This window comes from Limnohabitans sp. WS1, from assembly GCF_003063265.1.
Taxonomy (GTDB): Bacteria; Pseudomonadota; Gammaproteobacteria; order Burkholderiales; family Burkholderiaceae_C; genus Limnohabitans_A.
In genome coordinates, this window is sequence record NZ_NERU01000024.1 from 39,692 (window position 1) to 61,359 (window position 21,668).

General features: G+C 60.2%; 22 protein-coding genes and 1 pseudogene. 15 read left to right on the forward strand and 8 right to left on the reverse strand.

Features of this window, described 5'->3' with window-relative positions; all coding sequences use genetic code 11:
• The first annotated feature begins 58 nt into the window (after nucleotides 1–58).
• Nucleotides 59–700 carry an MBL fold metallo-hydrolase gene (locus tag B9Z48_RS19940; RefSeq protein WP_089952227.1) on the forward strand — a complete coding sequence of 214 codons (642 nt, stop codon included), beginning with the start codon at nucleotides 59–61 and terminating at the stop codon, nucleotides 698–700.
• A 94-nt stretch (nucleotides 701–794) separates the two neighbouring features.
• Here the strand turns inward: B9Z48_RS19940 and B9Z48_RS19945 are convergent, their stop codons facing one another.
• Nucleotides 795–1,667: a M48 family metallopeptidase gene (locus B9Z48_RS19945; RefSeq protein WP_108380385.1), complete on the reverse strand. Its 873-nt coding sequence runs from the start codon at nucleotides 1,665–1,667 to the stop codon at nucleotides 795–797.
• A 101-nt stretch (nucleotides 1,668–1,768) separates the two neighbouring features.
• Here B9Z48_RS19945 and B9Z48_RS19950 point away from each other — a divergent pair, with 101 nt between their 5' ends.
• The 3 genes from B9Z48_RS19950 to B9Z48_RS19960 all read left to right on the forward strand — a co-directional run bounded on the left by B9Z48_RS19950 (nucleotide 1,769) and on the right by B9Z48_RS19960 (nucleotide 5,232).
• Nucleotides 1,769–3,115: an AmpG family muropeptide MFS transporter gene (locus tag B9Z48_RS19950; RefSeq protein WP_233261203.1), complete on the forward strand. Its 1,347-nt coding sequence runs from the start codon at nucleotides 1,769–1,771 to the stop codon at nucleotides 3,113–3,115.
• A 92-nt stretch (nucleotides 3,116–3,207) separates the two neighbouring features.
• Nucleotides 3,208–3,909 carry a response regulator gene (locus B9Z48_RS19955; RefSeq protein WP_089952221.1) on the forward strand — a complete coding sequence of 234 codons (702 nt, stop codon included), beginning with the start codon at nucleotides 3,208–3,210 and terminating at the stop codon, nucleotides 3,907–3,909.
• A 9-nt stretch (nucleotides 3,910–3,918) separates the two neighbouring features.
• A complete protein-coding gene (locus B9Z48_RS19960) occupies nucleotides 3,919–5,232 on the forward strand; it encodes a HAMP domain-containing sensor histidine kinase (protein WP_108380387.1) in 1,314 nt (437 codons plus the stop codon).
• 51 nt (nucleotides 5,233–5,283) lie between these two features.
• On the opposite strand, the gene B9Z48_RS19965 is transcribed toward B9Z48_RS19960, so the two are convergent.
• The 3 genes from B9Z48_RS19965 to B9Z48_RS19975 are packed head-to-tail and all read right to left on the reverse strand — an operon-like array spanning nucleotide 5,284 to nucleotide 6,908.
• A complete protein-coding gene (locus tag B9Z48_RS19965) occupies nucleotides 5,284–5,487 on the reverse strand; it encodes a zinc-finger domain-containing protein (RefSeq protein WP_089952217.1) in 204 nt (67 codons plus the stop codon).
• Between the two features lie 9 nt (nucleotides 5,488–5,496).
• Entirely contained in the window at nucleotides 5,497–6,447 is a 951-nt protein-coding gene (locus tag B9Z48_RS19970; RefSeq protein WP_089952215.1) for a branched-chain amino acid transaminase, read from the reverse strand.
• 47 nt (nucleotides 6,448–6,494) lie between these two features.
• Entirely contained in the window at nucleotides 6,495–6,908 is a 414-nt protein-coding gene (locus B9Z48_RS19975) for a glycerate kinase (protein WP_089952595.1), read from the reverse strand.
• A 213-nt stretch (nucleotides 6,909–7,121) separates the two neighbouring features.
• On the opposite strand from B9Z48_RS19975, the gene B9Z48_RS19980 reads away from it, so the two are divergent.
• The gene (locus B9Z48_RS19980; RefSeq protein WP_108380388.1) at nucleotides 7,122–8,081 is read left to right on the forward strand and encodes a fasciclin domain-containing protein; all 960 of its coding nucleotides are present in this window, start codon (nucleotides 7,122–7,124) and stop codon (nucleotides 8,079–8,081) included.
• A gap of 108 nt (nucleotides 8,082–8,189) precedes the next feature.
• Here B9Z48_RS19980 and radA read toward each other — a convergent pair whose 3' ends face one another.
• Genes radA through B9Z48_RS19995 form a run of 3 tightly spaced genes read right to left on the reverse strand, consistent with a single transcriptional unit; the run spans nucleotide 8,190 to nucleotide 13,455 of the window.
• The gene (gene radA, locus B9Z48_RS19985; RefSeq protein ID WP_108380389.1) at nucleotides 8,190–9,566 is read right to left on the reverse strand and encodes a DNA repair protein RadA; all 1,377 of its coding nucleotides are present in this window, start codon (nucleotides 9,564–9,566) and stop codon (nucleotides 8,190–8,192) included.
• Between the two features lie 44 nt (nucleotides 9,567–9,610).
• Nucleotides 9,611–10,732 (reverse strand): nitronate monooxygenase family protein, encoded by a 1,122-nt coding sequence (locus B9Z48_RS19990; RefSeq protein ID WP_089952210.1) that lies wholly within the window; start codon nucleotides 10,730–10,732, stop codon nucleotides 9,611–9,613.
• 47 nt (nucleotides 10,733–10,779) lie between these two features.
• Nucleotides 10,780–13,455, reverse strand: coding sequence for a response regulator (locus tag B9Z48_RS19995; RefSeq protein WP_158273326.1), 2,676 nt, complete (start codon nucleotides 13,453–13,455; stop codon nucleotides 10,780–10,782).
• Nucleotides 13,456–13,698: 243 nt separating this feature from the next.
• On the opposite strand from B9Z48_RS19995, the gene hpaR reads away from it, so the two are divergent.
• From hpaR to B9Z48_RS20045, 10 genes are all read left to right on the forward strand, one after another.
• Nucleotides 13,699–14,187: a homoprotocatechuate degradation operon regulator HpaR gene (gene hpaR / locus B9Z48_RS20000; protein WP_108380391.1), complete on the forward strand. Its 489-nt coding sequence runs from the start codon at nucleotides 13,699–13,701 to the stop codon at nucleotides 14,185–14,187.
• On the forward strand, nucleotides 14,184–14,816 hold the full coding sequence (locus tag B9Z48_RS20005) for a fumarylacetoacetate hydrolase family protein (protein ID WP_108380392.1): 633 nt from the start codon (nucleotides 14,184–14,186) through the stop codon (nucleotides 14,814–14,816). Before hpaR ends, B9Z48_RS20005 begins: the two co-directional genes overlap by 4 nt.
• Entirely contained in the window at nucleotides 14,813–15,577 is a 765-nt protein-coding gene (locus tag B9Z48_RS20010) for a fumarylacetoacetate hydrolase family protein (RefSeq protein ID WP_108380393.1), read from the forward strand. The genes B9Z48_RS20005 and B9Z48_RS20010 overlap by 4 nt, the downstream gene beginning before the upstream one ends.
• A gap of 111 nt (nucleotides 15,578–15,688) precedes the next feature.
• Nucleotides 15,689–17,158 carry a 5-carboxymethyl-2-hydroxymuconate semialdehyde dehydrogenase gene (gene hpaE / locus B9Z48_RS20015; RefSeq protein WP_108380394.1) on the forward strand — a complete coding sequence of 490 codons (1,470 nt, stop codon included), beginning with the start codon at nucleotides 15,689–15,691 and terminating at the stop codon, nucleotides 17,156–17,158.
• A 69-nt stretch (nucleotides 17,159–17,227) separates the two neighbouring features.
• On the forward strand, nucleotides 17,228–17,503 hold the full coding sequence (locus B9Z48_RS20020) for a hypothetical protein (RefSeq protein ID WP_108380395.1): 276 nt from the start codon (nucleotides 17,228–17,230) through the stop codon (nucleotides 17,501–17,503).
• The gene (locus tag B9Z48_RS20025) at nucleotides 17,500–17,895 is read left to right on the forward strand and encodes a type II toxin-antitoxin system VapC family toxin (protein ID WP_108380396.1); all 396 of its coding nucleotides are present in this window, start codon (nucleotides 17,500–17,502) and stop codon (nucleotides 17,893–17,895) included. Before B9Z48_RS20020 ends, B9Z48_RS20025 begins: the two co-directional genes overlap by 4 nt.
• A gap of 34 nt (nucleotides 17,896–17,929) precedes the next feature.
• Nucleotides 17,930–18,856, forward strand: a complete 927-nt coding sequence (gene hpaD, locus B9Z48_RS20030) for a 3,4-dihydroxyphenylacetate 2,3-dioxygenase (protein ID WP_108380397.1) — start codon at nucleotides 17,930–17,932, stop codon at nucleotides 18,854–18,856.
• A gap of 94 nt (nucleotides 18,857–18,950) precedes the next feature.
• Nucleotides 18,951–19,382, forward strand: a complete 432-nt coding sequence (locus B9Z48_RS20035; RefSeq protein WP_108380403.1) for a 5-carboxymethyl-2-hydroxymuconate Delta-isomerase — start codon at nucleotides 18,951–18,953, stop codon at nucleotides 19,380–19,382.
• 102 nt (nucleotides 19,383–19,484) lie between these two features.
• Complete coding sequence (gene hpaH / locus B9Z48_RS20040; RefSeq protein ID WP_108380398.1) at nucleotides 19,485–20,300, forward strand: 2-oxo-hept-4-ene-1,7-dioate hydratase; 816 nt, start codon at nucleotides 19,485–19,487, stop codon at nucleotides 20,298–20,300.
• Between the two features lie 145 nt (nucleotides 20,301–20,445).
• Nucleotides 20,446–21,261, forward strand: coding sequence for an aldolase/citrate lyase family protein (locus tag B9Z48_RS20045; RefSeq protein ID WP_108380399.1), 816 nt, complete (start codon nucleotides 20,446–20,448; stop codon nucleotides 21,259–21,261).
• Nucleotides 21,262–21,288: 27 nt separating this feature from the next.
• Here B9Z48_RS20045 and B9Z48_RS20050 read toward each other — a convergent pair.
• Nucleotides 21,289–21,668 (reverse strand): annotated as a pseudogene (locus B9Z48_RS20050) (IS4 family transposase); the annotation flags it as partial.

Below are 21,668 nucleotides of genomic sequence, written 5' to 3' on the forward strand. Positions count from 1 at the left end.
CGTGTCGGCCTGTTCTGTTGATCCCATCACGTTGAGCGCATGGTCGATAATTTGCAGCATGCTGCAATACCAAACCATCCCTGTCACGCCTTTTCAGCAAAACTGCTCCCTTGTTTGGGACGACCAAAGCCGTCAAGCGGCGGTGGTCGATCCGGGGGGCGATCTCGAATTGATATTGGCTGCCGTCAAAACCCATGGCCTGCGTTTGGAGCAGATTTGGATCACCCACGGGCACCTGGACCACGCTTCGGGCACCGCCGACTTGGCCGAGCAGCTGGGCGGATTGCCCATCATCGGGCCGCACCCGGCAGACCAGTTCTGGATTGATGGACTGCCTCAGGCGGCGGCCGCTTATGGATTTCCCCCCGCCCGGGTTTTTCATCCCACACGTTGGCTGGCCGATGGCGACACGGTGAGCCTGGGGGCGCACACTTTGCAGGTACGCCATTGCCCTGGGCACACGCCGGGCCATGTGGTGTTTTATTCACCGGAGATCAAACGGGCCTTTGTGGGGGATGTGTTGTTTGCTGGCAGCATTGGCCGCACGGATTTTCCGCAAGGCAATCACGACGATTTGATCGCCAGCATCACCCAACGCCTGTGGCCCATGGGCAATGACACCGTGTTCATTCCCGGGCATGGCCCCGAAAGCACCTTTGGCCGTGAGCGCAAAAGCAACCCCTATGTGGGCGGAACCTGAACCCAGTTCTGTACGCCATGGGCGCATCTGATGTGGCCGGTTTGCCAGCCGCTCGGTGGTCACACACCCAGAGGGGGGCAAAGTGCTGCGTGCATCAGCCCCGGCGGGCTTGTTCGTAAAGGTGTTGAACCTTGGGCAAGTTGGCCTGCAATTCTTCAATGCGGTTGCTGCCACTGGGGTGGGTGGACAAAAAGGATGGGCCGCCATTGCCATTGGCGGCCAACATTTTCTGCCACAAGCTGACACTGGCTTCGGGGCGGAAGCCGCCACGCGCGGCCATCTCCAAGCCCACCAGATCGGATTCGGTTTCATCGTCACGGCCATATTTCAGGGTCAACAACTGTGTGCCCAGATTGGCCGCAGCATCTCCCAAAGAGCCCAGGCCCAGCAGTTGTGAGGCAATGGACAGGCCCATGCCGGTCACCTGTGTTTTGGCCAATCGCTCGCGGGCGTGCTCACGCAGCGCGTGCGCCATTTCATGGCCCATGATCATGGCCACTTCATCGTCGTTGAGTTTGAGTTGGTCCAGGATGCCTGTGTAAAAAGCGATCTTGCCGCCCGGCATGCACCAGGCATTGATTTGTTTGCTGCCCACCAGATTGACTTGCCATTTCCATTCGCGTGAACGGGGGTTCCACGGTGCGGCGTGCGGGATGAGTCTTTGTGCAATGGCGTGCAGACGCTGCAATTGTGGATGTCCTTCAGGGGCCAAGGCATTCTTGGCACGCGCTTCGGCCAAAACCTGGGCGTATTGCTGGCGTGCTGAAGCTTCCAGGGTTTCAGCGGGGACCAGTTTGCGAAGGCCAGATGAAGAGCCGACTTCCACTTGTGCCAAGGCAGACCCTGCGGCACCGGCACCTGCCGCCAGGAGGAATGCCCGTCGTGCTTGCCACCGGGCAGGGTGGAGGGCCTTGACATCGTGAGGGTCGTGGGCGGCAGGGGTTTTGAAATTGCAAATAAAGCACATAGTTCGCAAATGATAACGAATGGCCAGAAATCAAGCGAGCCACCGTGTGTCCCTGTGGGCGTGGCTGGGTCACTTGGCTCGCAGGCGCTGATAATTCCATGATGTCCAACGCCACTCTCCCCCCCGCTGACCTTGCCCAAAACCCAACGGTGCGCACCTGGCGCGAGGCGCTGCGCCTGTATTTGCAGCCCGCCAGCCTGCGCATGCTGGCGCTGGGTTTTGCAGCGGGCTTGCCGCTGCTGTTGGTGCTGGGCACGCTCAGTTTTCGGCTGCGCGAGGCGGGCATTGACCGCAGCACCATTGGTTACCTCAGCTGGGTGGGTCTCGCGTATGGCGTGAAATGGATGTGGGCCCCGCTGGTGGACCGCATGCCCATTCCTTGGCTCACACGGCAGCTGGGGCGCAGGCGCAGCTGGCTGCTGGTGTCGCAGCTGGTGATTGCGCTGGGCTTGGTGGGCATGGCCCTGAACGACCCTTCGCAATTGCTCGGGCCCTTGGTGGCGTGCGCTTTGGCGGTGGCCATCGCTTCGGCCACACAAGACATTGCGCTGGACGCCTACCGCATCGAGTCGGCCGAGGTCAACGCCCAAGCCGCCTTGGCGGCCAGTTACCAGACGGGTTACCGCCTGGCCATGATCTGGGCCGGGGCGGGCGTGTTGTGGGTGGCGGCCTGGGCGCAAGGCGAACAAGCTGCGGGTTACTCACAATCGGCCTGGCAAGCGGCCTATCTGGTCATGGCACTGAGCATGCTGCCGGGCATGGGGGTGGTGCTGGCCTCGCCCGAGCCGGTGCCCGCGCCTTTTGCGCCAGCGCGCAACGTGGCCGAGTGGCTCAAGGGCGCGGTGCTCGATCCCTTTGCCGATTTTTGGTTGCGCTACCGCTGGCAAGCGGTGCTGCTGCTGGCGCTGATCGCGGTGTACCGCATCTCCGACGTGGTCATGGGCATCATGGCCAACCCGTTTTATGTCGACATGGGCTTCACCAAAAGCGAAGTGGCCAGTGTGACCAAGGTCTACGGCGTCATCATGACTTTGGTGGGGGCGTTTGTGGGCGGCGTGCTGTCGGCGCGGCTGGGTGTCATGCGTGTGCTCATGCTGGGCGCGGCGCTCAGTGCGGCCAGCAATTTGCTGTTTGTCTGGCTCAGCGGCGTGGGCCACGATGTGCAGGCCTTGATCTGGGTCATCTCGGCCGACAACCTGGCCAGCGGCATTGCGTCTGCGGCCTTCATTGCTTACTTGTCCTCGCTCACCAACATCAGCTATTCGGCCACGCAATACGCGCTGCTGAGCTCCATGATGCTGCTGCTGCCCAAGTTCATCGCCGGGTTTTCGGGGGAGTTTGTGGATGCCCACGGCTACGCCAGCTTCTTCACGGCCACGGCCTGGTTGGGCTTGCCCGTGCTGCTGCTGGTGGCGCTGGCGTCCAGGGTGCATGCGCGCAAGGCTTGAAGCCATGGCCCCCCGGTGAGGTAGGGTCCAGGATTTACCCAGCTTTACAAAAGCGAAACCCTGGGCTCTTCGGCTTGGAGGATGATCACCCCATGCAACAACTCTTGATGATCGAAGACGATGTGCGCCTGGCTGGCATGGTGGCGGACTATCTGGGGCAAAACGGTTTTGCCGTGGCCCATGCGCCCGATGCCCGCAGTGGTTTGGACCGTTTACAAACACCGGGCATTGAGCTGGTGATCCTGGACCTGATGCTGCCTGACATGGACGGCCTGCAGGTGTGCCAACGCATCCGCGCACTGCCCGGCAGCGTGGGCCAAGTGCCGGTGCTCATGCTCACGGCCAAAGGCGACCCGATGGACCGCATCATTGGTCTGGAGATGGGTGCCGACGATTACTTGCCCAAGCCCTTTGAGCCGCGCGAGTTGCTGGCCCGCATCAAGGCCATTTTGCGACGCAAAAACAAGGTGAACGACACACCCCCTCAACTCATGCAGTTTGGCTCGCTGGAAATTGACCGCGATGCCCGCCGCGTGAGCGTCAAGGGGCAGGACTGCGAGTTGACCTCGTACCAATACGACCTGTTGGTGGCGCTGGCCGAACGCGCCGGGCGTGTGCTCACACGCGACCAGATCATGGAGGCGGTGCGGGGCCGTGAACTCGAGGCCTTCGACCGTTCGATCGACGTGCACATGGGCCGCATCCGCGCCGCCATCGAGGCCGACCCCAAAGCGCCACAACGCATCCTCACCGTGCGCGGTGTGGGCTATGTGTTTGCCCGCCAGCAAGACTGAGCGCCAATCATGCCCATTCGCAGCCTGTCACGACACTGGTCACGCCACCTTTACCTGCGCATTTGGTTGGCCGTGGTGGCGGGCGTGGCGCTGCTCATGCTGGTGGTGGGCTGGGCCTGGCGGGCCACGGTGGAGCACCATGCTGCGCCACCCGCACCGCGTGAATGGCTGGTGCTGAACGCCCAGGGCGATGTGCTGGCCAGCACCACCCGGGCCGGGCCGGGTGCGCCTTTGGTCTTTGAGGTGCCTTTGCCGGGCGGCCAGACCCTGCCGCTGCAAGTGCAGCGCAGCGGCGAACGCTCGGCCGAGCACCCCCGCGCCTCCGCGATGCACGGCATGCCCGGTACAGGGCACGGTTCAGAGGGTCGTTTGCCGCCGCACCTGCGCCAGGACATGCCTTGGTGGGCCAAGCCCTCGGGTTTTTTCTGGATGCTGGGCCTCATTGGCCTGGCCGTGGCGCTGGGCCTGTACCCGGTGGTGCGCAGGCTCACGCAACGCCTCGAAGGCCTGCAGCGCGGCGTGCAGCGCTGGGGTGAGGGCGACTTGTCGGTGCGTGTGCCGGTGCAGGGCGACGACGAGGTGGCCGACCTGTCCGAGCGCTTCAACGCGGCGGCCGAGCGCATTGAGGGCCTCATGGCTTCGCAAAAGTCTTTGCTGGCCAACGCCTCACACGAGTTGCGCTCGCCGCTGGCGCGCATCCGCATGGGTCTGGAGCTGATGAACAGCCCGACCGATTCGGACGCTTTGGCCCGCAGCCGCGCCGAAATCTTGCGCAACATGGCCGAGCTGGACCAACTGATCGACGAGATCTTGCTGGCCAGCCGCCTGGACGCCCAAGAGGCCAACATCGGCACCGTGGAGTCTGTGGATTTGGTGGGCTTGTGCGCCGAAGAGTGTGCGCGGGTGGGGGCGAGGTTTGAGGTTCCCGAGGGCCTGGCCCAGCTCGAAGTGCCCGGCGTGTCCAAACTGCTTCGGCGCTTGGTGCGCAACCTGCTGGAAAACGCGGGGCGGTACGGGGCTGGCAGCCAGGATGCAACGCAGGGCGGTGGCATCGAGCTGTCTTTGCAAACCCTGGGTCAACAAGTTCTGATTGCGGTGGGTGACCGTGGCCCTGGCGTGCCCCTCGAATACCGAGATCGGATTTTTGAGCCGTTTTTCCGCTTGCCTGGGGCCAGCGAGCGTGTGGGTGGCGTGGGCTTGGGGCTGTCGCTGGTCAAGTCAATTGCCGAGCGCCACGGCGGGCGGGTGCGGTGCGCAGACCGACCGGGTGGCGGTGCTTGTTTCGAAGTGAGCTTGCCCCAAAGCAAAACGGCGAACACCTGAGTGTTCGCCGTGGGGCGGCCCTGCCATCGGCAAGATGGCTGAGCGCGAACTTCAGTGGTGTGCCACCACTTCACCCGCTTTCAGTTTGTAAACCGTGCCGCAATAAGGGCACTTGGCTTCACCGGTTTTGGCCACATCCAAATAAACCTTGGGGTGGCTGTTCCACAGTTTCATGTCGGCTTTGGGGCTGGGGCAAAACACACCGCCTTGGGGGTTCAGGTCGGTGGCCAGCAGTTCAACAGCTTGGGTGCTCATCGGTGCTCCTCAGACCAAAGTCAGCCAATGGGCGTACTTGGGGTTGCGGCCGTTGACGATGTCAAAGAAGGCGCTTTGGATCTTCTCGGTGATGGGGCCGCGGCTGCCTACATAGCCTTCTTTGCCCAGTTCAATGCGGTCGAGTTCACGAATCGGCGTGACTTCGGCGGCGGTGCCGGTGAAGAAGGCTTCGTCAGCGATGTAAACCTCGTCGCGGGTGATGCGCTTTTGCACGATCTCCAGACCCAGGTCTTTGGCGATGTGGAACACCGTGTTGCGGGTGATGCCGTTCAGGGCACCGGCCGACAAGTCGGGGGTGTAGATCACGCCGTTTTTGACCACAAAAATGTTCTCGCCCGCACCCTCAGACACAAAACCCGAAGTGTCGAGCAACAGGGCTTCGTCGTAACCCTCGTCGGTCACTTCCATGTTGGCCAAAATGCTGTTGGTGTAGTTGCTCACCGCCTTGGCCTGCGTCATGGTGATGTTGACGTGGTGGCGGGTGTAGCTGCTGGTTTTCACGCGGATGCCGCGCTTCATGCCTTCTTCGCCCAGGTACGCGCCCCAGGTCCAGGCGGCCACCATCAGGTGGATGGTGTTGCCCTTGGGGCTGACGCCCAGCTTTTTGTCGCCAATCCAGGTCAGGGGGCGGATGTAGCCGCTTTCCAGCTTGTTCTCGCGCACCACGGCGCGTTGGGCTTCGTTGACCTGCGCTTGGGTGAAGGGGATGTTCATGCGCAAGATCTTGGCGCTGTTGAACAGGCGCTCAGTGTGCTCGGCCAAGCGGAAGATGGCGGTGCCTTGCTCGGTTTTGTAAGCGCGCACGCCTTCAAAAGCGCCGCAGCCGTAGTGCAGGGTGTGGCTCAGCACATGGATCTTGGCATCGCGCCAATCGACCATCTGGCCGTCCATCCAGATTTTGCCGTCACGGTCTGACATGGAGGGAATGACAACGCTCATGAAAGTGTCCTTTGAATTAGCTGCAATAAACAGGGTTGGCGTGGATTTTAAGGGTTTGGCTCTTCGGGGCGCACTTCAGGGCGCATCAGGGTCCATTCGGTCAACTTGCCGCCCACAAAGGTGCAGGTGACCACCGAATCGCTGGTGTCGGTCCAGGTGTAGATCTCGGGCTGGGCGTCTTTGTCGGTCACAAGCTGGCCCAAAGAGCGCGTCATGGCGATGACGTGCATCAAATTGACGCCTTTTTTCAGCTTGGCGTTGAGCATCACGGCGCTGGCCACATGGCCAATGGGCCGGTCGGCGGCTTTTTTGAGGATGGTGACCATGCGGGTGAAGTGCAGCAGCACCCACATGACCACGCCGCCCACGGCCAGGGCAATGCCCGCCCACTGAAAAGCCTGCCAAGCCCCAATGGTGAAAACAAGAATGGCCAGTGGCGCAAGTATTTTGTTGAAATTCATGGGGGCCGATTGTGCCTTGTGATCACCTGCGGTCAAAGGATATCTGCCACTCTGTTGGACCCATTCAAACCATTGAAGTTCTTTGTTTTGATGACTTTCGGTTAAAAAATTATTCTTAAGTGTTGACAAAAAAACTGATAAGTTTTAAATTTAAACTCATAAGTAGTAAAAAATACTGATTTTTAAACAATCTTCAGGGCGAAGGAGAACATCATGCAATGGAACATCAAAAGATGGTTGGCCACTTTGATCACAGCGAGTGCAGCACTGCTGTCAGCTTGTGGAGGGGGCGGTAGCGGTGAGCACGAAACTTTGGACGTCGTGAGACTGGCCAAAAGCAATGCCAACTTGAGCGTTTTGGCCGAGGCCATCGATGCGGCAGGTTTGGCAACGACATTGAGCGCAGCAGGGCCTTACACGGTGTTTGCCCCCACCAACCAGGCATTCCTTGACTTGTTGGCTGAACTCAAGATAAGCAAAGCCGAGTTGCTGGCCAACAAAGACTTCCTGACTTCGGTGCTGACCTACCATGTCTTGGGCAGCAAAGTGGTGTCGAGCGCGGTGCCTGTGGGCCAACCCATCACCACGGTGCAAAAAGGTTATTTCAAAGCCGGGACTCTGGGCCGGAGTTTGACAATCACGGACGGGCGCAACCGCGTCAGCAACGTGGTGACTGCAGACGTGGTGGCCCAAAATGGGGTGGTACACACCATCGACAAGGTCTTGCTGCCCGCTAACAAAAACGTGCTGCAAACGGCCATCGCTTTGAGCACAGAAGCTCAGCCTGAGTTCAGCATTCTGGTCGAGGCCGTGGTTGCGGCAGACTTGGTCACCACCTTGAGTGGCGACGGACCGTTCACGGTCTTTGCCCCGAACAATGCAGCCTTTGCGGCACTGTTGACTGAACTTGGCACGACCAAGGCCGCTTTGCTGGCGGACAAGCCCCTTTTGACGAAAGTGTTGACTTACCACGTGGTGCCCGGTTTGGTGTTGAAAGCGCAAGTGCCTGTGGGCAGTCCCATCACCACCGTGCAAAAGGACACCTTCACGGTCAATGCCGCTTTGGCCATCACCGATCAAAGAGCACGCAGTGCAAACATCACCGCCACCGATGTGTTGGCCAGCAATGGTGTGATTCACGCGATCGACAAGGTGATCCTGCCCAAACCTTGATGGCCTGACAAAGGCACCTCACCCCCCAAGACCGCCTTTTGGCGGTCTTGGGGTGCGGCACTTGATGGTGATGCGCAGATGACACACGCAGGAAGATTTCAGCTGTCATCAAGTCAGTGATCGGATGAGGCTCATGGCCTCCTCAATCCTTTCAACCCCATGCACAGTCATGCCCTGAATGGGGTTTTTGGGTGCATTCGCTTTGGGGATGATCGCAGCCGTGAAGCCCAGTTTGGCCGCCTCTTTCAAGCGGTCTTGCCCACGTGGTGCAGGGCGTACTTCGCCCGCCAAGCCGACTTCGCCAAAAGCCAAAAAACCTTTGGGCAAGGCTTTGCCGCGCAAGCTGCTGGTGATGGCCAGCATCACCGCCAAGTCGGCCGCTGGTTCGCTGATGCGCACGCCGCCGACCGCATTCACAAAGACGTCTTGGTCCATGCAGGCCACGCCCGCATGGCGGTGCAGCACCGCCAGCAGCATGGCCAGGCGGTCGCGGTCCAGGCCCACGCTCAAGCGGCGGGGCGATGGGCCGCCGCTGTCCACCAGGGCTTGAATCTCGACCAACAACGGTCGCGTGCCTTCGAGCGTGACCATCACGCAGCTGCCGGGCACGGGCTCGGCGTGCTGGCTCAAAAAGATGGCGCTGGGGTTGCTGACACCTTTGAGGCCTTTTTCGGTCATGGCGAACACGCCAATTTCGTTCACCGCGCCAAATCGGTTCTTGATGGCGCGGATCAGGCGGAAGTTGGAATGCGTGTCGCCTTCAAAGTAGAGCACCGTGTCCACCATGTGTTCCAGCACACGGGGGCCAGCCAGAGCCCCTTCTTTGGTGACGTGGCCCACGAGCACGATGGTGGTGCCCGTCGATTTGGCGGTGCGCGTCAGGTGCGCCGCGCATTCACGCACCTGCGCCACCGAGCCGGGTGCGCTGGTCAATTGGTCCGAATACACCGTCTGAATCGAGTCGATGATGGCGATGCCCGGCTGGCGCGATTGCAAGGTGTGCAGGATTTTTTCGAGCTGAATTTCGGGCAGCACCGGCACTTGCGAGTCGGGCAGGCCCAGGCGGCGCGAGCGCATGGCCACTTGCGCACCGCTTTCCTCACCCGTCACGTACAGGGTGTTCATGCCGCTGCGCTGCAAGGCGTCCACCGCCTGCAGCAGCAAGGTGGATTTGCCAATGCCCGGGTCACCGCCGATCAGCACCACCCCGCCTTCGACCATGCCGCCGCCCAACACCCGGTCGAGCTCGTCGATGCCCGTGGGGTGGCGTTCAAAGTCGGCCGCTTCGATTTGTGCCAAGGGCAGCACTTCAGACGTGGGCGCCAGCGAGGCGTGCACCGAGCCAAAGCGGTTTTTGCCGCCTGCGGGCTCGGCCGAGGCTTCGATCAGGGTGTTCCAGGCGTTGCAGCTGGGGCATTTGCCCATCCAGCGGGCGCTGATGCCACCGCATTCGGTGCAGGTGAATATCGATTTGTCTTTGGCCATGGGGGTGATTGTGCCTTTGAGGTCAGGCGGACCAAGCCAGCGCTCTAGCCCGCGTCGTGGTTCCTCAGGGGGGCATGTGGCGCTGGTGTGGGGCTGCTGTGGGGCTTGGCCATTTCGGGCGCATCCAGCCAGGCCTGCACAAACTCGCGGGTGATGTCGGAGGCACTCAGGCTGCGTGCAAGACTTGCATTTTGTCCGGCCCACAAAGGCGTGAAGTCGGTCCTGCCCAAGGCTTCGGCGGCCGTTCTTAAGGGGGTGATGTCGGCCGTGGCCAGCGGGAAGGCGGGTGCTTGGCTGCTCACCGGGCCGAGTTCGCGCATGGCCCGGTTGACGATGCCTCGGGCCGGCCGGCCGCTGAACACCGGGGTCAAGGCGGTGTGTCGGGCAGCGTCTGATTGGAGCGCTGCACGGTGCAAGGCGCTGGTGGTGGCTTCATGGCTGCACAAATAAGCCGTGCCGATTTGCACGCCATGCGCGCCGAGCATTTTGGCGGCTGCAATGCTTTGTGCACTGCCAATGCCCCCTGCTGCAATGACGGGCACATCGAGGGCGTGCACGATTTGCGGCAACAAGGCGAAGGTGCCGACTTGGGTGCTCAGGTCTTGGGTCAAAAACATCCCGCGATGTCCACCGGCTTCCAGTCCTTGTGCGATCACGGCGTCCACCCCGTTCGCTTGGAGCCACAGGGCTTCTTGCACGGTGGTCGCGCTCGAGAGCACCATGGATCCCCAACTTTTGACCCGGGCCAGCAAGTCGGGTGCGGGCAGGCCAAAGTGAAAACTCACCACCGCAGGTGCAAAGGCCTCCAGCACATCGGCGCTGTCGTGGTTGAAGGGCAATCGGCCGGGCTCGGTGCTGGGGGGCCTTGTGTCAAGTCCGAGTTCACGGCGGTAGGGGGCCAGTATTTCTTGCCAGTGTGCTTGGATAACCGGGTCGGGTGTGGGCGTGGTGTGGCAAAAGAAGTTGACGTTGAACGGACCGTTCGTTGCCGATTTCAGGGCCTGCAATTGCGCCTGCAAGGCCGGTGGGTTGAGCATGGCGGCAGGCAAGGAGCCGAGGCCACCGGCTTGACACACGGCGATGGCCAAGTCGTGATTTTGGACACCCGCCATGGGGGCTTGAATGATCGGGGCCGACAGCCCCAGTGTTTTGAAGAAAGCGTGCATGCATGCACTTTAGCGTCAAGGCCAAGGCGTGCAAAGACTTGACCGTATCAAGCGCCGGGCCTTGTCGGTTGGGGGAGCAGACGTTTGATTTCGGTGCGCAAGGCCTCCACCGCAATGGGTTTGGACACATAGCCGTCCATGCCCGACTCGATGTAACGCTCTCGGTCCCCTTTGAGGGCGTTGGCCGTGACGGCAATGATCGGGGTGCGTCGCATCTTTTGAGCCAGTTCCATGGCGCGGATGGCCTGCGTGGCCTCAATGCCGCCCATCTCGGGCATCTGGATGTCCATCATGATCAGGTCAAAGGTGCTTGCCGTGCAGGCCTCGATGGCTTCAACGCCATTGTTGGCAATGGTGACTTCATAGCCCATGCGGGTCAACAAAATGGTTTCCAGCGTTTGGTTGATGGGCGTGTCTTCGACGAGTAAAACCCGCTGAGGGCTTGCGGGTGAGTTTGAGCTCGGGGCAGGTTCTTCCTTGCCCTCAGCCAAAGGACAGGTCAAGGTGTTGAGCATGGACACCAATTCATGGGTGTCGATGGGTTTGACCAAAAACCCCTGGATCCCCAGTGGGTCCAGTTGTTCCTGGCTGGTTTGTTCGCTCAAGGCCCCCATCATGATGATGGGCATCTGGGTGGCTGTGCGAATCTGCCTCAACTGAGACACCAGGGCGTAGCCATCAATGTCGGGCATGTTGACGTCGATCAATGCGCAACGCGCTTGCGCCAACTGGGGTGAGTGCAAGGCTTGTGCTGCGCCGTCTACGGCGGCCGCATGCAGGCCAATGGTCTGCAATTGTTGGCTCAGAACCTTGCGGCAACTGGCGTTGTCGTCGACCACGAGCAGGGTTTGACCCGCCAGTTGACGCGGAATCTCGTTTTGGTTCAAGGGCGCACTGACGGCTTGCTGCAGGTTCACGCCAAAACTGAAGGTGCTGCCGTGACCCAATTGACTGCTCACGCTGATGTCGCCGCCCATCATCTGAACCAAGCTGCGACTGATGGCCAGACCCAGACCTGAACCGCCAAAACGGCGCACCGTGCTGGAGTCGGCCTGGGTGAACACGTCAAAAATGATGGCTTGCTTGTCTGGGGAAATGCCAATGCCCGTGTCTTTGATGGAAAACTCCAGCCAGATGCCCTCGCTGCCCGGGGGGGTGGCCATGGGCTTGACACTGAGGACGATCTCGCCTTGAGCGGTGAATTTGATGGCGTTGCCCAGCAAGTTGGTGATGACCTGCTGCAAGCGCAGAGGGTCGCCGATCACCTGATCGGGCACCTTGCAGGCCATGTCGCACACCAGTTCCAGCTCTTTCTCGGATGCGCGCAAGGACAAGGTGCGGGTGGCCTGGCGGACCAGGCTGTGCAGTGAAAACAGGTGAGGATCCAGGCTCAGTTTGCGCGCTTCTATTTTGGAAAAATCGAGGATGTCGTTGATCACGGCCAGCAAGGAGTTGGCCGAGGTGGACACCATGTCCAAATAGCTGCGTTGCTCGGCCGTCATGCGGGTCTGAAGGCACAGCTCGGTCATGCCCAGAATGCCATTCATGGGGGTGCGGATTTCATGGCTCATGTTGGCCAGAAAATGGCTTTTCGAGGCGTTGGCCGCTTGTGCGGCATCGCGCGCTTTGGACAGGTCGTTTTCGGCGCGGATCCGCGCTTCCACAAATTCATTGAAGGCGTGCACCACGGTTTTGATTTCTTTGCCCCCCAGCGCCCCAATGGGCGCGGCCAGGCGGCCATCGCGCATTTTGGAGGCCGTCTCGTGCATGGCTTTGGCCAGCAAACCCAGAGGTCGGACCAATCGCCCCACAAAGGTCCACATGAGCGGCACCATCACCAGCATCAGCAAAATGCTGATCCAGATCATTTTTTGAAACAAATCTTCAATGGGTGCAAAGGCCTCAGCCGAAGGAACCACCGAGGCCACCACCCAGTCGGTGGTTGTGAGCTTTTTGAAGGTGAACAAGCCTTTGAGTCCCCGCGTTGTGTAGCCTTCTTGGGTGCCCTCAAAACCGTTCATGGCGTTTTCAAAAGGGACGTTGATGCTGCCTTCGGGAACTTTTTTGAAAATCAGTTCTGTGTCGGGGTGGGCAATGCGCAGTCGGTCCTTGGTGACCAAGTAAAAGTACCCTGTTTCGCCATTTTTTCGGTTGGCGATGGAGCCCAACAAATTGGGTTTGTACAGATTGAGCACGCCCCCCATGATCCCGATCAATTGGTTGTTTTTGCCCAAGATGGGCGCCGCGATCACCACGATGGGTTGTTTGGTGGCTTTGCCCAAAAATGGCTTGGAGATGACGGGCTCTTTGCTGGCGATGACGTCTTGGATGTAGTCCCTTGACGACATGTCCAGGTTTCTGCGTCCGGGCTTGATGGGCCAATCCACCAGCAAGACACCCTTGGCGTCAAAAACATACAAGTCGTCGTAGGTGGTGAGCAAGGCATGCTCGTTTTGCAATAAGCGTTCGAGTGTTGCGGTCTGGCCCATCGACTCAGCAGGCACATTCAAGGCCACATTGGCCAACATGCTGATGTTGTCTTGCAGTCTTTCGTCCAGGTGTGTGGCGAAATCTGACAGCAAGCGAAACTCGTGTTTTTCAATCCTTTGAACGATGTCTGCACGCATCACGTAAAACTGCAAACCCAACTGTGCAAGCAGCAAGAGGATGACCATGGCAATGGCACTGAGGGACAGTTGGAGTTTGATGCTGAGGTTTTTCATCGGTCGTTTTGCCATCGGGGGGCTTGCCCTGCAGGTCGTCAAGGTGGACTCAAAGGGGGCTGTTGACCCTTTTTATTGCGAACAAAAGAGTTCTTAATATTCTTAATTCTATTCTTATGCATGTTAAATATTTAAAAATCAAGGGATCGTGATCGGATGGGCGGTGCGGCGCTTTCGTCAAGCGCCAAAACACGGGTAAACCCTCGGACGTGGATCCATTTAATCATTTAACATGTTAAATAAATGACCACTCTACCGTTTGTTCACCGCAATCTCCCACTTTTGCTTTTACAGGCGCGTGAGGCCGTGATGGCGCACACCCGTCCCAGTTTGCGAGCCCACGGTCTGTCGGATCAGCAGTGGCGTGTTTTGCGTGTGTTGGGAGAGCATGCACAAGACCCGGAAGGCGTGGAAACCGGGCGTGTGGCCAAAGAGGCTTTTTTGCTCGGACCCAGTCTGACGGGGGTGCTGACTCGCATGGCCAGGGACGGTTTGATTGAGCGAAGCCCTTGCCCACAAGACGCACGCCGCACCGTGGTTCGCGCCACGGCTGCCGGTCTGGAGAAGGTTCAGGCTTTGTCGCAAAGTATCGAAGCCCATTACGACTGGATGGAGCGACAACTGGGCAAACAGGCCCTGCAAAACCTTTATGTGTGGCTGGACACGGTGATCGCCATGGAGGTGGACCCGGCATGTGAACAGCAAAGGCCGCAAGGCCAGGAGGACGAATGAACCATTGGCAACCCCAGGGCACGGTGTATGGCACCTTGCTCAATTTTCGGCGTGAATGGGACTTTTGGGTCCCGAAAATGACGCAAGACCCCCACAAAGCGGCACCGCAAGCCCCTGTGCTTTACGTCAAGTCGGCCAACACTTTCAACCCGGGTAAGGTTTTGACGCTCCAAGACGGGATCAAAGAGGTGGACATCGGGGCCTGCTTGGGTCTGGTCATGGGCGAGCAAGGGCTCGTTGAGGGGGTGGTATTGCTCAATGACTGGTCGGTGCCCCACAGCAGTTATTTCCGTCCGCCGGTCAAGTTTCGCTGCCGTGACGGCTATTTGGGCTGCGGTGTGCCGCCCGTGCCTCTGTCGGCATTGGACCTGGCATCACTGAGCATCACGGTGCAGGTCAACGGGCAACGTGTTCAGACGGTGCACCTGTCCGATGTGGTGCGGCCCATGGACCGTTTGCTGGCCGATGTGGCCGAGTTCATGACTTTGCAAGTGGGCGATGTGCTGATGCTGGGCACCGATGTGCTCGAGACAGGCCAAAGGCCTCGAGCCCGTGCGGGCGATACCGTCTGCTTGATGGTGCCAGGCTTCGCACCTTGTGTTCAAACCGTTCAAGCGGAGGCCGCATGAAACACGCACGCATCGCCTGGTCGGGCGCCATCCAGCAAGCCGTGGAATCCGACGGCCAGCTGCTCATCACCCAAGGCCCGCACAAGGGCCACCGTGTGGCTTTTGACGAGGTCGTCTGGTTGCCCCCGCTTGCACCCGTGCCGCAAGCACGCACCGTCATCGCGCTGGGGTTGAACTACGCCGACCACGCCAAGGAACTGGCCTTCAAGGCCCCCGAAGAGCCGCTGGCCTTCATGAAGGGCGAAGCCTCGCTGATCGGGCACAAGGCCTTCACGAAGCGCCCCGCCGATGTGAAGTACATGCATTACGAATGCGAGCTGGCCGTGGTCATTGGCCGCACAGCGCGTCGTGTGAAAAAGGCCGACGCCTATGACTTTGTGAGCGGTTACACCGTGGCCAACGACTACGCCATCCGCGACTACCTGGAAAACTGGTACCGCCCCAACCTGCGCGTGAAAAACCGCGACACCTGCACACCCATCGGCCCCTGGCTGGTCGATGCGGCGGATGTGCCCAACCCCATGGCGCTGAAATTGCAGACCACCGTGAACGGCCAAATCACACAAAGTGGCAGCACGGCCGACATGATTTTCGATGTACCGACCCTCATCGAATACTTCAGCAGCTTCATGACGCTCAAGCCCGGTGACCTGATCCTGACCGGCACGCCCGACGGGATCGTGAACGTGAATCCGGGCGATGTGGTTGTGACCGAAATTGAAGGCATCGGGGCGCTCACCAACACCCTCGTTTCATCATGACCTGAATCTGTGGGAGCGACGACCCCGTCGCGATGTGGCATTTGCAAGCTGAGTGCTTCACTGATCGCGACGAGGGCGTCGCTCCTACAAAAAAACCGAGGAAGACCCGCTATGAAAATCAACCACCTCATCAATGGCCAAAGCGTCGCAGGCGGCGACTATTTCGAGACCATCAACCCCGCCACGCAAGAAGTGCTGGCCGAAGTCGCCTCGGGCGGCGAGGCAGAAGTCAATGCCGCCGTCGCCGCGGCCAAAGCTGCTTTCCCGAAATGGGCCAACACGCCCGCCACCGAGCGCGCCAAGATCATGCGCAAGCTGGGCGATCTGATCACGAAACATGTGCCTGAAATCTCGGAGACCGAGACAAAAGACTGCGGCCAAACCATCAGCCAGACGGGCAAGCAGCTGGTGCCGCGTGCGGCCGACAACTTCCACTACTTTGCCGAGATGTGCACCCGCGTGGACGGCCACACTTACCCCACGCCCACACACCTGAACTACACACTGTTCCACCCGGTGGGCGTGTGCGCCCTCATCAGCCCCTGGAACGTGCCCTTCATGACAGCCACCTGGAAGGTCGCACCCTGCCTGGCTTTTGGCAACACCGCCGTGCTCAAGATGAGCGAGCTCTCACCCTTGAGCGCAGCGCGTCTGGGCGAGCTGGCGCTGGAGGCGGGCGTGCCCGCTGGCGTGCTGAATCTGGTGCACGGCTACGGCAAGGAAGCGGGCGAGCCCCTGGTGTCGCACCGCGATGTGCGCGCCATCAGCTTCACCGGCTCCACCGTCACCGGCAACCGCATCGTGCAAAGCGCGGGTCTTAAAAAGTTCAGCATGGAACTCGGCGGCAAGAGCCCCTTCGTGATCTTCGAAGACGCCGATTTGGACCGCGCACTCGATGCCGCCATCTTCATGATCTTCAGCAACAACGGCGAGCGCTGCACCGCAGGCAGCCGCATCCTGGTGCAGCAAAGCATCTACGCTGACTTTGCCGCCAAATTTGCAGCGCGCGCCAAACGCATCACCGTGGGCGACCCGCTCGATGAAAAAACCATCGTCGGTCCCATGATCAGCCAGGCCCATCTGGCCAAAGTGCGCAGCTACATTGAGCTGGGCCCCAAAGAAGGCGCGACGATGCTCTGTGGCGGTCTGGACCAACCCGGCTACGCCTCCGACTTGCCAGCGCACGTGAAGCACGGCAACTTCGTCTGGCCCACCGTGTTTGCCGATGTCGACAACCGCATGCGCATCGCCCAAGAAGAAATCTTCGGACCCGTCGCCTGCCTGATCCCCTTCAAGGACGAGGCCGACGCGATTGAAAAAGCCAACGACATCGAATACGGCCTGTCCAGCTACGTGTGGACCGAGAACCTGGGCAAAGCCCACCGCGTGGCCGCAGCCGTGGAGGCCGGCATGTGCTTCGTCAACAGCCAAAACGTGCGCGACCTGCGCCAACCCTTTGGCGGCACCAAGGCCAGCGGCACGGGGCGCGAAGGCGGCACCTGGAGCTACGAAGTGTTTTGCGAACCCAAAAACGTGGCGGTGTCCTTGGGCGGTCACCACATCCCACATTGGGGTGTATGACAATTTCCCGCCATCTGTCATACTTGATGTCATACATTCATTTTGAATGTGTATGACAAGGAGTGAGCCATGTTGTCTGTCCGCCTGCCTGAAACCGTTGAACGTGAACTGACCCAGTATTGCGCTGCGCGCAAGCTGAGCAAGTCACACGTCGTGCAAGAAGCACTGGCCGAATATTTGGTGGCGGCCAAAACCGCCGCCAGCCACAACGCAGCGCCGGAGCATGACCTGTCGTTTTTGGCACCCGATGACCCGATCCGTCAGTTCATTGGCATTGCCAAAGATGGCATGAGCACCGATGAACTGATGCGCATGACCCGTGGCGATGATTGGAATCAGCCATGATTTTGGTGGACACCAACGTGTTTGTGGACGTGATCCATCAGGACCCGATTTGGTTGGACTGGTCGCTCAGAGAGTTGAGCAAAGCCAAAAGCCAGCAGATCGTGACCAACTTTGTGGTCTATGCCGAACTGCACACCCACAATACTGCAGGACCGCACATCGATGCGTTTTTGCAAAAGTTAGGGGTGCAAGTTCTGGACTTGACGCGTCCAACTGCGCAACTGGCCGCCAACGTGTTCCGGTCTTACCGCCAACGCGGCGGCACCAAAACCGGCGTCCTGCCCGACTTTTTCATTGGCGCACATGCCCAAGCTGAGGGTTATCAGTTGCTCACCCGCGATGCGGGGCGCTACCGCAGCTACTTTCCGGGCATTGACCTGATCAGTCCCTGACCCATCCCCCCACACGCACAGACAGGACACCCCCATGGGACAACTCGCCCTCGCCGCCAAAATCACCCATGTGCCCAGCATGTACCTGAGTGAGATCCCCGGCCCACGCTTTGGCACGCGCCAAAGCGCCATCGACGGCCACCATGAAATCAGCCGCCGCTGCCGCGCCATGGGGGTGGACACCTTGGTGGTGTTTGACACGCACTGGCTGGTCAACGCCAGTTACCACATCAACTGTGGTCGGCACTTCAAGGGCGTGTACACCAGCAACGAGTTGCCACACTTCATCAGCAACATGGCGTTTGAGTCACCCGGTAACCCTGCGCTGGGGCACTTGCTGGCCCAAGTGGCAAACGACCATGGCGTGGAAACCCTGGCGCACGACGCCACCACTTTGCAGCCCGAATACGGCACGCTGGTGCCGCTGCGTTACATGAACGCCGACCAGCACTTCAAGGTGGTCTCGGTCTCAGCTTTGTGCACCTCGCACTATTTGGCCGACAGCGCCCGTCTGGGTTGGGCCATGCGCGAGGCGGTGGAAAAGCATTACGACGGCAAGGTGGCGTTTTTGGCCAGCGGCAGTCTGAGCCACCGTTTTGCGCAAAACGGTTTGGCCCCCGAGTTCGCCCACAAAATCTGGAGCCCTTTCCTCGAAAAACTCGACGAGCAGGTGCTGCGCATGTGGGACCAGCGCGAGTGGAAAGCCTTTTGCGAGATGCTGCCCGAATACGCCAGCAAAGGCCATGGCGAAGGCTTCATGCACGATACCGCCATGCTGATGGGGGCGCTGGGTTGGACGGACTATGACGGCGCGGTGGACATGGTGACCCCTTACTTTGGGGCCTCGGGCACGGGTCAACTGAACGCCATTTTTGATGTGACGCCGCAAACCGGGCAGCACATTCCGGCAGCCGTGGCCAGCAGCGCGGCGGGTTACACGGCTGTGAGCACGAGGTTATGAACCTTCCCCGCAGGTCGGCGGCTTTAGCCCCGACATGGACCTTTACCAAACCACCCATGTCGGACCTGAAGGTCCGACCTACAAAGACCTCGCTATGCCCCATCTTGTGATTCTCTACACCGGCCAGCTCGACGCCGAGGTCAACATGACGACCCTGTGCCGCCAGATGGCTGACGCCATGCTCACCGTCAAAGATGACGAAGGCAAGCAAGTCTTTCCGACCGGTGGCACACGCGTGCTGGCCTACCCTGCACCGCACTATGCCGTGGCCGATGGCGGTGCTGCAGGCCAAGCCGCCGGTGGCACGGGCGACTACGCTTTTGTCTACCTGAACGTGCGCATGGGCCGGGGCCGCAGCGAGGCCACGCAACAACGCGCTGGGCAAACATTGCTCGAAGTGGCCAAGGCCTTTTTTGCCCCCGTCATGGCGCAGCGCCACATCGGCATCACGCTGCAGATCGACGTGGGACCCGAGGTGTTTGATGCCAAGCACAGCAATATCCATCCTTTGTTCAACAAGACCTGATTGGTCCTGACCTGGTTGTGGGAGCCGCGCCCTCGCGGCGATGAACCCCGGCAAGGTCAATGAAAGCTTCGCGGCGAGGGTGCCGCTCTGACAGGAAACACCATGTTTGACGACACATTGATCCAGCAGCTCGCCCACGAGCTCAACCAGTCCGAAAAATCCCGGGTGCAAATCGAGCACTTTTCCAAGCGCTACCCAGGCATGACCATCGAAGACGGCTACCGCATCAACCGCGCCTGGATGCAGATCAAGTTCGCAGAAGGGCGCACCATGATTGGGCACAAAATTGGGCTGACCAGCCGCGCCATGCAAGTCTCCAGCCAGATTGACGAGCCCGACTACGGCACCTTGCTCGACGACATGCGCTACACCTGCACACCCGGTCAGGTGCTGGACATCCCCTTCACCAATTTCATCGCCCCGCGTGTCGAGGTGGAGCTGGCCTTCATCCTCAAGAAAGAACTGCGCGGCCCCAACGTGACGGTGCAGCAGGTGCTGGAAGCCACCGACTACGTGACGCCCGCCATCGAGATCATCGATTCGCGCATCGAGCAGTTCGACCGCCACACCAAGGTCATGCGCAAGGTGTACGACACCATCAGCGACAACGCCGCCAATGCGGGCATCGTGCTCGGAGCCAAGCGGGTCGACCCGCTCACCACCGACCTGCCTTGGTGCGGTGCGGTGTTGCGCCAAAACGGCGTGGTCGAAGAAACGGGTCTGGCTGCGGGCGTGCAAGGACACCCGGCCGTGGGCATTGCCTGGCTGGCCAACAAGTTGGCGCCGTGGGGTGAACACCTGCAAGCGGGTGAGATTGTGCTGGCCGGCTCGTTCACCAAACCCGCACTCGCCAAGGTGGGCGATGTGTTTGACGTGGACTACGGACCTTTGGGCAAACTGGAGTTCAAATTCACTTAACACCAGGGCGTTTTGCAAGCCCACGCTGATCGGGTCTGGTGGGCCTGGTTGGGCGATGTGGCAAAGCGAAGCGCCTCTGAGCCCGGCCAGGCCCGCCAGACCCGATCAGCATCCTCGTCGAAGCCATTAACAAAGGAACCAACCCATGAACACCCCTGTGAACTTATTCAAACAAGCCCTGCAACACCAACAGCCCCAAATCGGCCTGTGGATGGGCCTGGCCAGCGCCTACACCGCCGAAATCTGCGCCCTGGCGGGCTTTGATTGGTTGGTGATCGACGGCGAACACGCGCCCAACGACCTGCGCAGCATCCAGGCCCAACTGCAAACCCTGGCCGCTTACCCGGGCAGCCACCCGGTGTGCCGTGTGCCTTTGGGTGAGACGGCGCTCATCAAGCAATACCTCGACCTCGGGGCGCAAAACATCTTGGTGCCCATGGTCGACACGGCCGAGCAAGCCTCGCAATTGGTGCAAGCCATGCGTTACCCGCAGGACGATGGCCAAGGCGGCGTGCGCGGCATGGCGGGCGCACGGGCCTCGCGCTGGGGCCATTACCCTGATTACTTCAAGCGTGCCAACGAAGAGGTCTGCCTCTTGGTGCAGGTCGAATCGCGCGAAGCGCTGAAGAACCTGGACGCGATTGTCGCCACGCCCGGCGTGGACGGTGTGTTCATCGGCCCGGCCGACCTCTCGGCCTCCATGGGCCATGTGGGCAATGCGGCGCACCCCGAAGTGCAAGCGGCCATCGAAGACGCCATCGCCCGCATTCTCAAGGCCGGCAAAGCGCCCGGCATCCTCACACCCGACCGCGCTCTGGCCGCCCATTACCTGAAGCTGGGGGCGGTGTTTGTGGCCGTGGGTCTGGACACCCAACTCTTGATGCGCCACACCACCGATCTGGCAGCGCATTTCAAGGCCGAAGTGACGGCCATCACCCCCAACAAAGGCGCAACTTATTAATGGGGATCTGACCCCCATGGCACTACCTTAAGCAAACTGTGCCCGGATCTGCTGGCGAGCCAGCACGCGTGGGAGCGTCAATAAAGGCAGCGGCTTGGGTCTTCTCTTTTTGGCGCGTGGCTCAATTCGTCCTGGTCGCTTGGGTAAAACGCACTCAGAAATCTTGCGCAGCAATGTGGCCGTCAGCTCACTTAATTTATCAACAAAGCACGCACTCATGCGGGACGCAAAAGCCAATAGCAAGCGCCGAGCACCCGTAAAGCTCAAGTCTCTGGGGGCCACCTTCACCAACTGCGCCGCACGCATCATGCTCCAACGCACCAAGTTATAGGTCAACAAAAACACCGCGATTTCTTTTCTCACCATGTCCGGCGACTTGCAACGTAAAACATCCATATCCATGGCCA